The organism is Luteolibacter luteus (assembly GCF_012913485.1).
GTDB lineage: Bacteria > Verrucomicrobiota > Verrucomicrobiia > Verrucomicrobiales > Akkermansiaceae > Haloferula > Haloferula lutea.
Genome location: NZ_CP051774.1, coordinates 5100088 through 5115724, shown reverse-complemented (window position 1 = coordinate 5115724; position 15637 = coordinate 5100088). Strand labels below are relative to the sequence as shown.

Here is a 15637-nt window from a genome sequence, read left to right as displayed (position 1 = left end):
TCCCAGTCGTGCCGCCTTTTTCCGGTCGCACCATCATCCGATCCGCGCCATGCTCGCGGGTCCATTTTCAGAAAACAACTCCATGAACTCCTCCAACCCGACACCTGCCTCGCTGCCGATTCCCCAGGAAGCCTTCAGCTGGTATGACGAGTATGCCCATGGCATCATCGACCGCCGCACCTTCATGACGCGGCTTTCCACGCTCACAGCGGGCGGCCTGACAATGGCATCGATGCTCAGCGTGCTGATGCCGGACTATGCAGCGGCAGAGCAGGTCTCCTTCAACGATCCGGACATCAAGGCGACCTACGAAACCTTCGAGTCACCGCAAGGCCATGGAAAAGGGCGCGGATATCTGGTGGTGCCAAAGGCACTGGCGGAAGCAAAGGGCCCGGCGGTACTGGTCATCCATGAGAACCGCGGACTCAATCCCTACATCGAGGACGTGGCGCGGCGCTTGGCGAAGGCCGGTTTCGTGGCCTTCGCGCCCGATGCGCTTTTCCCGGTGGGCGGCTATCCGGGCAATGACGATGAGGGCCGGGCGAAGCAGGGCGCGATGGATCGCGGGAAGATCGAGCAGGACTTCCTCGCCGCGGCACGGTTTCTCAAGCGGCACGAACGAAGCAACGGGAAGCTGGGCGCCGTGGGCTTCTGCTTTGGCGGCTACATCGTAAACCTGCTGGCAGCGGTGATGCCCGAGGACCTCAATGCGGGTGTCCCCTTCTACGGTACACCCGCGGCGAAGGAGCTGCGGAAGGATATCAAGGGGCCGCTGTTGATCCAACTAGCGGAGCTGGATGAGCGAGTGAACGCCGCATGGCCGGAGTATGAGGAGGACCTGAAGGCAGCAAAGGCGGACTACACGATGCACATGTATCCGAAAACCAATCACGGTTTCCACAACGACTCGACTGGCAGATACGACAAGGAACAGGCGGATCTCGCTTGGACGCGGACAATTGAGTTCTTCAAGAAGAACTTGGCCTGAGGAGGTCTCGCCCTCGCATGGCGCTCATTGACGTCTTCCCCTGTGCGGGCTGGCAAGTTCTCCCAACTCCCAACCCGGAAGAGCGTCAATGAGCGACGAGACAGCTCACCGGAAAACCCAAAGAATCCGGTGAGCTGGAAATTGCGGCCCTGCTTCAGTCTTCGGCGACGATGCGGATGAAGATCCTGGCCGTGGGCACACTGCTGGTGGCAGTGACCGTGGCACCCGCGGTAGCCGGGATAGTCACCGTGGGACCATCGACCGGCCCCTCGACGCCATCGCCAGCATACCAGGTGGCGAGATCAAGCGACCACTCGTAGGAACCGGTAACATCGCTAACCGGCGGATTCGCCTTGGGATGGCTGAAGGTCGTGATGGTGCCATTGGTGGTGATCCCGGAAATACCGCTACCGTTCTGCGTGCTTGGATTTGTTCCGAGGAAGGCTTCCACTCCATTGCTCAGGCCATCGCCATCGGCGTCGTCGTCAAAACCAGCTTGGTCTCCGACCGGGAAGCTACCGATCCATTCCGCGAAGGTCTGGCTTTCCGGCAAGATCAGGAAGCCGGTGGCCGGATTGAAGGCGGCGGTGCCTGCCTGGAAGGCCACGGCATTCAGCGTGCCCTCGATTCCACGGCCCTCGAATCCGGTCCGCCCGAAGTAGCCGAAGCTCAGGGTGCTGGTATCCGGAGTCTGAAAAGCACCGCCGCTCAATGAACCGAAGGCGACGCCATTCACATAGCCGGTGAGCGTGGTAGTGCTGGCGTCCCACGCATAGGCGATGTGGACCTGCAGGCCATTCGGCGGAAGCGTCGTATAGGCCTGCTTCACCGCGCTACCGTTCCAGTAGAACATCTGGAGCGCGTTCGCATCGAGTTCGTCACGCAGGCGGATGTTGCAGTCTCCCTGCACATCCATCAGCACCGGAGTGGTCATGGTGTCACCGCTGGATTGGTAGGTCACGACGGCTTCTGCCACCCAGTTTTGCGTGGTGAGATTGCCGAGACTTACCGGATCGATGTCGAAGCCATCGGGACCGTTTTCGTTCCCTGGATTGAGCACGGCCACGCCACCATTCACGACTGGAGCGCCGTTCGCCTTGAAGGTTCCGGTGAGATCCACCTCATTGAGAGATGGCGTGTAGATGGTGCCATCCAGCGTCCCGTCGAAATTGATCAGAAGCTTCGTCTCCAGCGGGGTCGCTTCCAGCGTGGTGGTCGTGGAGACATTGGAAGGATCCGAATTCCCGGAGGCATTCGTGGCAATCACACGATAGTCGTAGCTCGTATTCGGAAGGAGGCCCGAATATTTGTCCGTGAAGACCGTGGCATTGGCCGGAGCAGTTCCCACGTTCACCCACGCGTTCGCACCCGCCGCCGAGCGTTGGACAATGAATCCGGACTCGGTGCTGAAGGTGTCTGTCCAGACGATGTCCACCTCGAAGGCCGAGAAAGGACCTGCGACCACATCGGTCAGGGCAAGACCTGTAGGCGGTGTGACGAAAGACTTCGCAGGTTCGCTCCACGCCTCGAGGTCAGGTTCGGCGTCGGCATTCACCGCGTGGAAGCGATAGAAATAAAGGGTGTCCGGAGCGAGCCCGGTAATACCACCGCTGACCGCGCCGACAGGACGGCTGCCGAGAGGATTCGCATTCGCCCATGCTCCTACACCGGCATCGAAGGTATCCCAGTGAAGGGTGACGTTCGCGGGGCTGGTGAAGAGATTCGCACTGGCCTGGGCACCCGTCGCGGTGATGTTCACTACACTGGCTCCGGACAAGGCAGGCTGGCCCGCGCCCGCCAACTCGACACCGGTGACATCGGTCCAAGTATCACCGAAGCGGATCGCATCAAGCTCGCCATTTCCCTGGCCGTTGATCCAAAGAAGGAGACGCGATGCAAGCATCGAGGAGTTCACCGTGGTACTGGTGCTCCACACGATGGCATCCAGGTCGTTATCGATCGTCTCATTTTCCGAATAACGCTTGATCTGAATCTGATCGTCGCCCGTCGCCTTGATGGTGATCTGTCCGACCAGCAGGCCGTAGCCGTTGATGGTGCCTTGCCCGTCGAAAACACGGATCCCATATACCCCATTGTCCACGGTATTATCCAACACACCGTGGGAAATGTACGAAGCATTACCCGCAACGTTCGATGAAGATCCAAGGGGGATGGCATTATTCCAGGTGAAACCCGCGCCAACGAACTGATCGGCTGCGGTATCACCCGATGCAAAACCCACGCCCATGGAAGTATCTCCGTCATTCTTCAAGCGGACGCTGAAATAAATGATCCGGTCGACATTGAAATCGATCGGCGCGGCCAGCGGGCGGGTGGCATAAATGTTCGTATTCCAACCGCCGGTGTTATTCCAGATCCCCCCGTTCGCGCCGCCGTTCGAGGGCAGGCCGGGCAAGCTTGCGCCATCGACGTTGAAGTTGTTAGCGGTGAAGATGCCTTCACTGCCATTCGTAAGCCAGGTCCCGGTCAGGCCGAGCGAGCTGGTGGTATCGCCGGCACCGTTGAGGGTAACATCGGCGCTGGAGATATTGTCGAAGAGCTCCTGGATGAAGACCGCGGCATTCGACGCCGGTGCGGAGGCAGCCAAGGCCAGGAGGGGGATAAGTTTTGCTTTCATGGGTTAGTGGGGTTGGGTTCGTTTGAAATCTCAAGGGTTGGCAGGTAGCCGATCACCGGCCTCCAAGGCGGAGGTGGACTTGTCGGCGCCGAAGCTGAAAATCACGGCACCATCGGAATCCTTGATGCGGATCTTGTTCTGCCCCTCGAGGCGGGAAACCTCGCTGCTGCCGCATGGCAAGGCGTAGCCGAAGCCCTCATGCCGGTAATTGATGACGTTCTTGACGATGCTCGCGACAGGCGGCTCCTTGCCCGCAGCCCACGCCATCTCCAGCGCCCAATCTTCGGGCGCGGCGTCACCTGCAAGGCCGATGGCGAGGCGCGTCGGATCGCAGCGCACTTGGAGAACGCCGCCGGATGCGAGATCGCAGGTGAACGACAGGGACTCGGTGCCTTGCTCTTTCACCACAGGGAGCCCCTTGGTCAACAACGCCTGTGATTCGCCGGTTACGCCGCGAATGCCGGCGATATCGTTCGGCTTGCTCCAGTGGAAGCCGTCCATCACGGGCAGGGTGTCGTAGGTAGCGACAGCGGTGGGCTCGTGTTTGTCGAGATAGCGTTCCGCATAATCCTGATTGAAGACATGCAGGTCGCGGATGCGCCACTGGTCGCCTTCCCAAGCGAAGTTCACGCGGTAGAAGCGGCTCTCATACCAGATGCTGCGATTGGGATCTCCCTTCGAATCCCCAAGCGCCACGATCGAACTGGCGGGCGTCGTCTTATACTTGTCGCGGAACCACTTCGCGGAATCCTGTAGCGTTTCCACGCGGATCTTCCGCTGCTTGTTGAGTGTGGAAAGCTTCGCGTATTGGTCCTTGAGACCGGCCGACATCGCGGGCCAGCCAAAGGAATTCTCCTGCCCAGCCTGCATGTAGGAGAAGGCGAGGCTCGGCTGGTTGAAGTTCGTATCGAAGAACCAATCCACCCACTTCGGATCGCCACCACCGGGTCGATAGACCGGCTCCAGGGTGACGACTCCTTGCCATGAAGAGCCAATGCCCTGGTCATACTGGTGCACCGGATCGCTACCGAGCATGCGGAAGACCGGGACATTGAGCTGCTGCTCCGCGTTCTGCGCGGGCATGAATGCATTCAGTCGGCTCGGGTAATAGGCTTGGTTCCAATAGCCGCCCCAGAGCGTGTAGCCATCGGTACCGCTCTGATCCTTGCAATTGCAGGCGGCTTCGATGCCGTAGCGGTCATGCAGGTAGTTCAGGGTGGGAGCATCGATGATCCAGCAACCGGCGGATTTGGGATACTTGCCGAAGACCTCCTTGAACTTCGCCATGTAGACATCCATCAGCTTCTTCCGCTCCTCGACTTGATAGCCGTGGGTGAAGCCGACATTCACGTGCCAGTCCCAGGGGAACCGACCGCGCCACTGAAGGCCCGCGGCTTCCACCTGCGGCTGCACCACCTCGATCCACGCTCCGATCTCGTCATCGGGCCCCATTTCCTTTTTGAGAAGGTCGGTGAACTCCGGTTTGATCAGGGCATCGTACTGGATCAGCCAGGTGGTGGGCAGGCGATGCTGGCGGCCCAGCTTCAGCTGTTCCTTCACCGGCTCCACCAGATCTACCGGGCCGCGCGGCTCTACGCCGCGGATGAAATTGATGATATTGACGATGTCCGGGCCGCTGGCAGCGGCCGGTCCCGCAAGGGCCAGCATGGCGGCGAGCGGCAGGAACAAAGTCCGGCCGGAGATCCGCTTGTTAAGTCGCAAGGTCATTCAAAGGCGTGGCCGGGATTGGTCCCCGGGCCTCGGCGAGCCTAGTCGCGCCCCTTGCCCTGCCTACCTGTCCAAGTGGAGAGAAACCCGCAGCCATCAATAGCGGAACTCGCTCCTTTTCAGTCCTGGAACGAATTGGCAGCCTGCCTTCCGCAATGTCGTCGACGCACGAGAGTCCCAAGAAACAGGCCCCGCTGATTCGCAGGGCGACTCCGGCTGATGCAGGAGCGATCGAAGCGCTCTATCGCGAATTGGTCTCCGATCCTTCGATCTGCGTTCAGCCGGATCAGATCACCACGCTGGAGTCTTCATCTTCGAGTTTCTTGCTCGTGGCAGAGCTGGGCGGGAAGGTTTACGGCACGGCACATCTCAACCTCTGCGCGGACGTGATGTATCGGCAGCAGCCATATGGCGTCATCGAGAATGTCATCGTCGCGACACAGCTGCGGGGACATGGCATTGGCCGACTCTTGCTACAGGAAGCCGAGCGACTGGCGCTTGAGCATGATTGCAGCAAGCTGATGCTGCTGAGCAGTGCAAGCCGGACAAGCGCTCACGAATTCTTCCATCGTTGCGGTTTCGCAAGCGACACGAAGCGGGCCTTCGTCAAATACCGCAGGCAATTCGCTCCGGCTTCCATCACTGAAGCCCCCTGAACTTCATCGCTGCTTCGGTGCGATTGTGCACGTGCAGCTTCGTGTAGATCGCGCGCAGATGCCAACGCACGGCATCCACCGAAACGCCGAGCCGGGACGCGATGTCCTTGTTTCCGAGTCCGCTCGAAAGGAGTTCGAGAACCTCCGATTCGCGGCGCGTCAGGGAATCCAGCTCCTGGTTTTGCTGCTCTTGCTCGCTAAAGTACTGGATGACCTTCATCGCCACGCCGCCACTCATCGCTCCCCCGCCCCGCCGCACTTCGCGAATGGCATTGATCATTTCCTCCGGCGTGGATCGCTTGAGCAGATAGCCATTCGCACCGGCACGCAGGGCGCTGAAGATGCGAATGGGGTCTTCATACACGGTAACCATGACGATAAGCACGTCCGGCAGAGCCTCACGGAGGCGCTTCACGCATTCGATCCCGGAAATACCGGGAAGCTGGATGTCCATCAGGACCAGAGCAGGAGAGATCCGCGGCAGGATCTTCAGCGCTTCCTCGCCAGTGGAGCAGGTGACCACGCACTCGAGATCGGGCTCGAGGTCGATAATCGTTTTCAGCGCGTCGCGGGTGGTCTGGCTGTCCTCCACCACGGCCACCGGAGTCTTGGGTTCCTTCATGAAGATCTGAGCGGAAGTGTAAGGTTTACGATCGTGCCACCTGCCGGTCTCGCAAGGATTTCGCACGAGCCCCCATGGTCGCGCATGCGCTCGTGCATCCCGGCGATCCCCTGGCTGCCAAGTGGCACCTCATCCGCGGGAATGCCGCTACCGTTGTCGGCGATGCTGAGGATCATGTTTTCGTTCTCCACGTGGATCCCGAGGTCAACGCGGGTTGCCTTGGAATGCTTGATGACGTTGTTCAGCACCTCCTTGAAGGCGAGCAACAGCGCATGCCGGGAACTCGAGCCCAGGCTGCGGCTGGGGATTTCAACCGGCTTCATCGGACTGCACTCGATCCCTGCGGGATTTAGGAGACGCTGCGCCTGGAGCCAGAGGTAACCGGCCAGGTCATCCACCGTGTCGTACTCCGGATTGATGGCCCACACGATGGCATCGAGAGAGGAGACAAGCGATCGCGACACATCGCCAAGGGTGCCCAGGTAGCCCGACTTCGCGGTCTCTGGAATCGCAGGATTTCCCATAAGAGAACCGAGGAGCCCGATTTCTGTTAGTCCGGCGCCCAGCTCGTCGTGGAGGTCGCGCGCCACGCGGGCACGCTCCTGTTCGAGAGCGCGCTCGGTTTCCGCGTGTTCCTTTTTCGCGATTTCCGCAACGAGCTGCGAGGAGCGTCGGGCCACCATGCGTTGCAGCACCACCACCCACCCCATGACCAATGCGAGTCCGCCAAAAAGGAAGGCGACGAGCATGAGGAGCCGACGAGTGCTCCACCACGGTGGCCGGGAGATGACTTGCAAGGCTTGATCGCTGGAAATCTGGATCTCGAAGCGACCCGGGCCTGCTGCCGGGGTCTCCGAAGCGAGCACCGAATAAACCCCGTCGACCCGAACGCGGGAATCAGCAAGCAAGGGCTCGCGGATATTGGAAGCCTCCACGCTCACCGCGGCAAATCGCAGCATGCCCGATTCCATTTCCACCCGGCGTTCGCCGCCTTGGATCGTATCGCTGATGACGCGACCCTCCACGCGAACCAAGCGGCTATCGAGCGAGAGATCGGGGAGTGTCGAGACATCCCGCACCAGAGGCTCCGGCAGCTTCTCATGGGAGAGCACCCGCACTACCGGATGAGCCAGCAGCGGCGAAATCGGACCCATGCGCGGGAAGCCGGTGACTTCCACTTCATCCCCGGGGATGCAGCCTTGTGGCGATGTGCTCGCAAGACGGAGGCCATGGGTGCCATCGGAAACCAGCAGGGTTCCGGTATCCCGCGACATCATCTGACCACGAAGGCGGACACGATTCAGAGTGGTGGACTTCGAGGCAAAACTCCACAGGTCCTTGATCGTCACCAATGGCACCTCTGCAGGATCCTTCGGCGCGAGTTCCTCGACGGAAAGGCTGGCATTTCCCAGAGAAAAAACACCCGGCGTGCGGCGGCCAAGCTGAGGATTCCAGCCGGTGGCGAAGACGCCGCGGAGCTTCACGCGCGCACCTAACAGCTCCACCGCACCGGGACTACGCAGCTCTGCAGGCAGTGGATAGAATTCATCCGAGCGCACCACCGCGGTACCATCACTCGTAAGCAACTCGGTGCGGTCCGGGCTCACGGCGGTGACCACCGCTTCGATCTCCACCTGCTGGGCATCCAGGCTGCCGCTCAGGATTTCATCCCAACTCGGCCGGCTCGGGGCAGGCAAGGCACCGGAGCGCAGAAAGCTGCACTTCTCCGCGATGATCAGAGGCGCGAAATCCCCGGACGCAGTATGTCCTTCCACACGCCACCATTCGCCCGGCTCCGGCAGTGGGTCCGGTGGATTCATCTCCGCGAGCACGAAGATACCTCCGCTTTCATCCTGCAGCACCATCGAGCGGTAGTTCACCATCGTGACCACGCCTTGCAGCACCGCCGGCTGAGCACGCGCCGCTTCCTCGGGCCGCAGCTCGCGTATCTGTGCAGCTAGCGTGAACTGAGCCGCGGGCTTGTTGCCGCCGGTCACGAAATGAAGCTCTGCGGATCCGAGCACGCAGATGCCGCCCTCGTGAGCTACGCCTGATGCGGTGATGCGCTTGCCTACCAGTTCGCGAGCGTCCAGCCCGGCTGGGTTCAGCACGAGAAGCTCGAACCGCTTCTGGTCTGTCGCCACTTCAAGGCGCAGATGCGGGCCTTCAAGGGCGGCATAGGTGACGTTGCTCTCGATGCTCTGCCATGAAGCTTCAGAGACTTTTTGATCATCGTCGAGAAGCTTCCATCCCGGCCGCAGACCGCCGATCTTCAAGCGGGCTCCGTCATCACTGGTAAGATGAAATTGATAGATGCCATCTTCCGGCACCTCGATCTGCCCGGTGAAGCGCAACGCGACATTCGCGAGATCGCCAGCGATGGCGGCATCGATTCCCTGTACGGTACCCGCATTGGTTCCGCTGCCAGCCATAGGAATTTCGTCGAGCGACGAGATCTCATTCACGAGGAAACGCTCGTAGTGAAGACCCGGCCCCTCCTCATGGGAGAGCCATGTTTCGGGGATCGAAGGATGATTGCCACCAGGGCCCTCGCAACCCAGCTGAAGGGTGGACTGGGCCTGACCATTGAACCACTCAAGGCGCAGCGGATGTTTCCCTTTGGAAAGGAAAACCGAAGCGCGACGCTGCACCGGCGGGTGGCGACCATCGATCTCGATCAAGTAGCCGCCGCCGCAATCGATCACGGCACCGCGGCGTTCGAAGCGGCCGGGCGGAAAGTCGAGCTGGAGGATCTTCCCTGATCCGACCAGCTCCCAAGCTTCGGGAGGCAACTGGAGTGCAAGGATGACCGGCCCGGACTCATCCGCGATCACCAATCGTCCACCCGTGGGATCAGTCGCAAGGACCTTGCCGGTCACTTGGATCGTTTCGGCGGAGCTACCTTCCTCGATCGAGCGTTTCCACAGATCCTGCAACGAGACGGACCCGCCTGAGGCAAAGGAACAAAGAATCACGGATAGGCACAAGACGAGCGCCGGCCAGTACCTCGGGCTCCGCCGTAGGCATGCCTGTCTTGCGATCGAATCCTCCACGTCTCCCTCCTTTTTCACCTGATCCGGCCTATATCCCAACTCCGGGATGCGCCATTCCCGATTTCTCTACAAATGGAGAGGAATCGGAAAGAACTCAGGTCGAGGAGGTCTTCACCAGCAGACCCTTGTCGCGGGCGGTCTTCAGCACGGCAGAGAAAGTCCAACCGGCGGCGGCGAGATAGATGACATTCAGACCCAGCGCGGCTAGGAATTGCTTGAAGTCGAAACCGCCATGCAGGATCGCGCCACGCATCCCCTCAAAGACGTGGGCGGGCGGGAAAACCGCGGCGATTGCCTGCATCCACTGCGGCAGCGTGGACACCGGGTAGAAGACACAGGCGAAGGGCTGAATCATGAAGGGCAGCGCCCATGCCAAGGACTCCGCCCCATGGCCCCAGCGAAGAATCAGCGCGATCGAGAGAATCCCGAGTGCCCAACCGAAGATCATCAGGTTCGCATAGTAGGCAATGAGACCCCACTGGAACTGGAAGAGATTGAAGGAATAAGCCGCCGCCGCAACGATCACGAGAACGATGGCGGTGATCCCGACACGCAACAGGCCAACCCCGAAGGTGGCCGCGATATAATCCGTCATCCGCACGGGAGCGGCGAAAATATTCAGCAGGTTTCTCGTCCAAACGTCTTCCAAGAAAGAGATGGAAACCCCCTGCTGGGCGCGGAACAACGAATCCCACAGGATGATCCCGCCGATGAGGAAGGTGATGTACTGCGGGAACTTTCCTCCCCCGCCCTGCTGCTGCAGGAACATAGTGACGAATCCCCAAACCAACAGCTGCACCAGCGGCCAGAAGAAGAGTTCGAAGGCCCGCATCGGGTTCTTCGCGTAGAGCAGCACGTAGCGGGTCAGCAGCGCGCGGATGACGGAGGGCTTGAACATGGCTCTGGAGTCGCGAGGAAATGGATGACGGTCGCGCGCAGCAATCCAGCGCGGATCGGGCCCGGGTCAAAGGGAAAAGCGGGGCCAGGTCACTCAGCCCGCAGATCTTCGAAGACGCGGTGGGAAAAGTAACGCTCCATACGGTCGGGAAATACGGTCACCACCCGCGCATCCACGCCGAGGCGGCGTTTCACTTCCAGCGAGGCGGCGTAATTGAGCCCGGAGCTGGGACCGACGGGATACCCCATTGCCCAGAGCTTCCGGGTGAGGTCTAGGCAGACGTCTTCGCGCGCGGCGATTTCCTCGATCACGCCGCCCCGGGGACCGTCTTTCCACTCCTGGTAGAGCGCGGAAAGGCACTCCGCCACGCCGGGGACTTCCTTGCTGAAGGCGAGACTGCAAGACTCGGCATTGTCGCCATAAGCCCTGCCCTCGCGCGGGATGGCAGCATAAGCGCGGGATCCACAGCCAGCATCGTCAAAGGCTTCCCACAGGCCCCGCAGGGTACCACCGGTTCCGACACCGCTGACCACGGCATCGACGCAGCCGCACTCCATCTGGGAAAGGATCTCGGGACCGGTGAACATGCGGTGCGCCTCGGCATTGTCGGGATTCTCGAATTGCCGAGCGGCGAACCAGCCATTGAGCAGGGCCGCTTCAGCCGCCGCTTCCAACACCTTCCGCATGCCGCCTTCCACGCGCTGCACTTCCCCGCCGTAAGCGCGGATCATCAAGCCGCGTTCGTTGGTGGCGCTGGACGGGATGAAGGCGACGAATTTCAGCCCCATTTGCGCGCAGGCCAGCGCGAGCGCGATGCTGGTGGAGCCGCTCGAAGCCTCCACGACCGTATCGCCCTCCCGCAGGTCGCCGCGGCGCCATGCCTTTTCCAGGATGTGCCGGGCGATGCGGTCCTTCGTGGAGCCGCTGGGATTCATGAATTCCAGCTTGCACCACACCGGACCGAGCTCCTCATCCAAGGTCACCGGCACCAGCGGAGTCGGCGGGATCTGACGGATGAAGCGACCGCCGAGGGCGACGGCGCGGGGCGCAGCGAGGACATGGGGTGCCATGGCTCTCATCCAATCACCCGCCTGCTTTCCCGCCAAGCGTGGACCCGCGCTGAAGCGCCACCAGCGAACCGAGAATCAGAGCCGCGCCACAAGCAAATCCCCAGCCGGGCCGCTCACCGAGAAAGAGCATCGACTCCATGGTGGCGCAAAGCGGGATGAGGAAACGGTTGCCAGCAAGCAGAGGCATGGGGTGCAGCGTGGACAAATGGTTCCACAAGCCGAAGGCGGCCGCAGAAACAAAGGCCAGCCACAAAGTAAGGCCGATGGCATGAGGAGGCATGAGCCGGGCTGCCTCAGGAAAGGCCCGCGCCCCGACCAGCAACAAGCCCAGTCCGCCGCCAAAGAGGGAAAAGCCCGTGGCCGCCCGTGCCCCAATGGTTTTCCGCAGGGCCGCGAACTGGACCAAACCCAAGGTACCAAGGCCGGTGGAGCCTAACAAAAGCAGGGTCCCCAGCCAAGGATTGCCAGCCCCTGCCGCATGCGGCGCGGTACCGGCAGCCAGCGCGACTCCAAGGCCGCCTACCGCAATCGCCGACCACTGCCAACGGGTCGGCCACGCGACGCCCGCCACCAGCGGCCCGAGCAGCATCCACCAGAAACTTCCCGCTGAGGAGAGCAAGCCCGCCAAGCTTCCACTCGCGATCGAAATCGCCAGATAGAAGAGCAGGTATTGGCCGAATGCCTGGGTCGCCGTGAAGCCTAACAGCGCCAGCTTCGGCGTCGCTCTGAACTCCGCGAAAGGCCGCTTGGCGACCGCAAGCAACATAAGCCCAGCCAAGGTGAAGCGCACGCCCGCGAACCACCAGCACTCGGAAGCTCCGGCCTCGATCCCGCTGGAGGCCCAAATCTGATAGACCGCCTTGATCCCGGGGAAAGCGCTGCCCCACAGCAATGCGCAGACGAGCACCGGCGGCAAAACCTTGGTCCAGCGGTGCTCTCCCTCGCTCTCGCTCACGCGAGTCACGCTGGGGGCAAGGCCGCCAAGGGAAAAGCCGAATTCCCAAGCTAGGGATTCGCCGAAACGAGAGACCTATTTCGCAACATCTCCACCAATCTCTTCCGTCGCGACTTGCTCTCCGGACCAATCGCGGCATCATGAAGGCATGCAGCTGGTTACCGATCAGATCCGGAATTTTCTCCAGTATATCGCCGTCCAGTTCATCGAGTTCCCGGCCGAAGCACAGTTGAAGGTCACCGAACTCGGGCCGAAGCGGCTGCGCTTCAAGCTCGTTCTCCGCCAATCCGACGTGGCACTCCTGATCGGGCGCAACGGTTTCAGCGCCTCCGCTATCCGCGGAGTCCTGAAGTCCATCGCCGAGCGCGATGAGGTGAATGTCAGCCTCCAGATTCACTCCCACGAGGAAGAGGCCGAAATGCAAGCCCGCGAGCGGCACTGAGGGCCCGCGGCTTGGCTTGGCATCGCCGCGAGAGGACTCGCCGGCGGCGAGCGGAGGAGGTCGTTTTACCCCTCCCAGCGGTTCTCCTTGCCAAGCCGGACGGCCAACCGCTACTTTCCGCCTCGCCGCGAAAGGTGCCCGTCCGGGTGCCCATCAATGGTCCCGTAGTCCAATGGATAGGACGATGGCCTCCGAAGCCGTAGGTACAGGTTCGATTCCTGTCGGGACTACCACTTGGAAACAGGGCTCTACCCTTATTCTACAAGGCTTCCAGCCCATTTCCCTCTGGAACCTCAGTCGCACCGAACGGCACGGAAAAGCACGGAAAAGCACCGAATTGCAGCCCTTTTAGGTCACTTTGGGTTACCTCTCAAAAGCTCATTCACTTCGGTTTCCAGTACGCTCCGGACCTTTGGATATTCCAAAGGTTTCGAAGGACTCTTCCACAGCGGACGTTGCCATCGCCTTCATGCTGCCGACCATCTTCCCAGCGTCGTCTGCGATAGTGACCCTGTGCTATACCACCTGCCCAGCAGATGAACTCATCGCGAGAATCCCGGAAAAAGATGATCGAGCAATGCAGCGGGCGGGGTTTCACGGGCGCAGGGTGAGAGGGTCGGGCGAAAAGAAAGCCTCCAACTGCTCTAAAGACTGCACGCCCCTATGTGGAGAATGACGATTGCTTGTGAAGATAAAGGTCAAGGGTGGTATAGGACGGTCACGGTATGAAGCTTCTGTTCCTCTTTCTCTCGGCAGTTTCCATCTTGAATGGAATCTGGGTTCTTGCGACTTCGCACCTGCAGTTCGCTCCCAGCCAAGATGGGATTCATCGCTTAAGCTCGGTGGCTAAGGACAAGGGGGCTTCCGCTGACGCGGTCCTGCTACGAGCCGTGGAGGACGGAGTGACCTATCATTACCAACAGATGAAGAGGAAGAAGGTGCTCGCGAGCGATTTCGCGGGGATCTCTCTAGCGACAGGAATCGTCGGCCTCTTAGGTGTCACAGTTTGGAGGCGGCGAGAGCAACTGGCTGGGGTGCCGGTGTGTTAAGTGGACGACTATCCCATCCCCTAGTTCCCGAATATCCTTGTGTCACAAGCCAAAAGTCGATCTAAGAGACTTGCTTGCCCCCCCAGATGAAAGCGCTCCTATTTGCTTCGGCCATGGCAATGGCTTCGGTGTCGCCGCTCTCCGCGACGACCGTAATTCCCCTCGGCGTCCAGACTAATGTCTCCGTCTCGACCGTGCTCGATGACTGGGGTTGGACGATCAGCTATCAAGGTGCCTATTCCGGCAACGTGTCGATCTCGACGATGTTCGCAGGAATCGACGCGGATGACTACGTGATGTTCGCAGCCCGTCCGGTGGGATCCTCCACCTTCACGCTTCTGGCGGCGGCCCTCTTTAAGGATGTCACGACCTTTACGGACGTGGATGAAACCACCACCACGAATGGTGCGGAGTGGTACTATAACAGCTTCTCCATGGGCTTTGCGGGATTGGGTTCGAAGATCTACCAGTCACCCGGGGATGCCACGGGAGTCTTCACGGATCCGGAAAACGATCACCTCCGCCTAAGCTGGCATACTTCGGGAACTTCCAGCATGGTGGGCGATGTTGAAATCCCCACCGAAGTGAATGCCGGATGGCGCGCGGGAGAGAACGTGAATCTGAATCTCAGCGACGACTGGGAGAGGCTCGTTCTGGTGGCCAAGGTGTCTCCGATTCCGGAGCCGGGAAGCGTGTTCGCAATCGGACTCCTGCTTTCCTCGGGCTGCCTCTTGCGATTGCGGGGACACTCTACCCGGACCGCCTGAGCAAGAATAAGGCGGCTCCCCCAAAAGCCCAAGGGAAGCCGCCTCTCTGGCTATACCAATGTAGCTCGGAAAATCAGGCTCGCGTTCAGGGACGCACGCCGGGATTCCATTCACTCGTCGTGAGGAATCCGTCCGCATCGGCGTCCAAACGGGCAAAGCGGGTCTGGATCTTGGCTTCCTTCGCGGAGCGCGCATAGAAGTTCCCGAACTCGTCCACGGTGAGCTGACTGTTGCCATTAAAATCGGCGAGCTGGAAGATGGTGAGGCTTTCGCCCACCGGGGTGATACCGCGGCGCAGGTTCAAATATTCCTGCAGGGTGACGGTGGTGTCGGCATTCACATCGGCACGGAGAAAGAAGCGCCGGATATTCACGAGCGAGACCTTGGCGGCATAGGCGCTGCTGAATTCGTCAAAGGTGAGGCTGCCATCGATCCCGAGATCGGATCGATAGAAGATCCGTTCCAGTTTGTTACCGGGAACGATCTGGCCGTCGAAGATCAGCCATTCATTGATCTGAATCGAGTCGTCCCGGTTGATATCGGCGCGGCGGAAGGCCTTCGCCTGAGCCCGGACGGACAGTCCGGCATCGAGTGTTGTGTTGAATTCGGTGGTATTGAGGCTTCCGGAGACGTCGAGATCGGCACCGACGAAGATCGCGGTGTCGAAACCACCGGCAAGCGCGGTTCCGCTGGTTCCGATGGCGAGCCCGGCTGCCGCGAGGAGCGAATGGAGCAAGGATTGGTTTCTCATGGTAGGGCGGGATCGAGCAA

12 protein-coding genes and 1 tRNA gene are annotated in these 15637 nt (G+C 60.6%); 5 read left to right on the top strand and 8 right to left on the bottom strand.

Annotated features, from left to right (window positions below; genetic code table 11):
• The first annotated feature begins 82 nt into the window (after positions 1-82).
• Positions 83-988, top strand: coding sequence for a dienelactone hydrolase family protein (locus HHL09_RS21130; RefSeq protein WP_169456641.1), 906 nt, complete (start codon positions 83-85; stop codon positions 986-988).
• A 154-nt stretch (positions 989-1142) separates the two neighbouring features.
• Here the strand turns inward: HHL09_RS21130 and HHL09_RS21125 are convergent, their stop codons facing one another.
• Both HHL09_RS21125 and HHL09_RS21120 read right to left on the bottom strand, forming a co-directional pair.
• Positions 1143-3626: a fibronectin type III domain-containing protein gene (locus HHL09_RS21125; protein WP_169456640.1), complete on the bottom strand. Its 2484-nt coding sequence runs from the start codon at positions 3624-3626 to the stop codon at positions 1143-1145.
• Positions 3627-3656: 30 nt separating this feature from the next.
• Complete coding sequence (locus HHL09_RS21120) at positions 3657-5354, bottom strand: hypothetical protein (RefSeq protein WP_169456639.1); 1698 nt, start codon at positions 5352-5354, stop codon at positions 3657-3659.
• Positions 5355-5509: 155 nt separating this feature from the next.
• Between HHL09_RS21120 and HHL09_RS21115 the strand changes: the two genes are divergently transcribed.
• Positions 5510-6010, top strand: coding sequence for a GNAT family N-acetyltransferase (locus HHL09_RS21115; protein WP_169456638.1), 501 nt, complete (start codon positions 5510-5512; stop codon positions 6008-6010).
• On the opposite strand, the gene HHL09_RS21110 is transcribed toward HHL09_RS21115, so the two are convergent.
• From HHL09_RS21110 to HHL09_RS21090, 5 genes are all read right to left on the bottom strand, one after another.
• On the bottom strand, positions 5994-6632 hold the full coding sequence (locus tag HHL09_RS21110) for a response regulator transcription factor (RefSeq protein ID WP_169456637.1): 639 nt from the start codon (positions 6630-6632) through the stop codon (positions 5994-5996). The genes HHL09_RS21115 and HHL09_RS21110 overlap by 17 nt on opposite strands.
• Entirely contained in the window at positions 6629-9607 is a 2979-nt protein-coding gene (locus HHL09_RS21105; RefSeq protein ID WP_169456636.1) for an ATP-binding protein, read from the bottom strand. Before HHL09_RS21105 ends, HHL09_RS21110 begins: the two co-directional genes overlap by 4 nt.
• 172 nt (positions 9608-9779) lie before the next feature.
• Complete coding sequence (locus tag HHL09_RS21100; protein ID WP_169456635.1) at positions 9780-10583, bottom strand: ABC transporter permease; 804 nt, start codon at positions 10581-10583, stop codon at positions 9780-9782.
• 89 nt (positions 10584-10672) lie between these two features.
• Positions 10673-11653: a PLP-dependent cysteine synthase family protein gene (locus HHL09_RS21095; RefSeq protein WP_169456634.1), complete on the bottom strand. Its 981-nt coding sequence runs from the start codon at positions 11651-11653 to the stop codon at positions 10673-10675.
• Positions 11654-11666: 13 nt separating this feature from the next.
• On the bottom strand, positions 11667-12608 hold the full coding sequence (locus tag HHL09_RS21090) for a DMT family transporter (protein ID WP_169456633.1): 942 nt from the start codon (positions 12606-12608) through the stop codon (positions 11667-11669).
• A 148-nt stretch (positions 12609-12756) separates the two neighbouring features.
• On the opposite strand from HHL09_RS21090, the gene HHL09_RS21085 reads away from it, so the two are divergent.
• The 3 genes from HHL09_RS21085 (at position 12757) to HHL09_RS21075 (ending at position 14866) form a co-directional block, all read left to right on the top strand.
• Positions 12757-13050, top strand: coding sequence for a KH domain-containing protein (locus HHL09_RS21085; protein WP_169456632.1), 294 nt, complete (start codon positions 12757-12759; stop codon positions 13048-13050).
• A gap of 158 nt (positions 13051-13208) precedes the next feature.
• A tRNA-Arg gene (locus tag HHL09_RS21080) sits at positions 13209-13283 on the top strand.
• A gap of 902 nt (positions 13284-14185) precedes the next feature.
• On the top strand, positions 14186-14866 hold the full coding sequence (locus tag HHL09_RS21075; RefSeq protein ID WP_169456631.1) for a hypothetical protein: 681 nt from the start codon (positions 14186-14188) through the stop codon (positions 14864-14866).
• 85 nt (positions 14867-14951) lie between these two features.
• Here HHL09_RS21075 and HHL09_RS21070 read toward each other — a convergent pair whose 3' ends face one another.
• A complete protein-coding gene (locus HHL09_RS21070; RefSeq protein ID WP_169456630.1) occupies positions 14952-15617 on the bottom strand; it encodes an EF-hand domain-containing protein in 666 nt (221 codons plus the stop codon).
• Positions 15618-15637 lie beyond the last annotated feature (20 nt).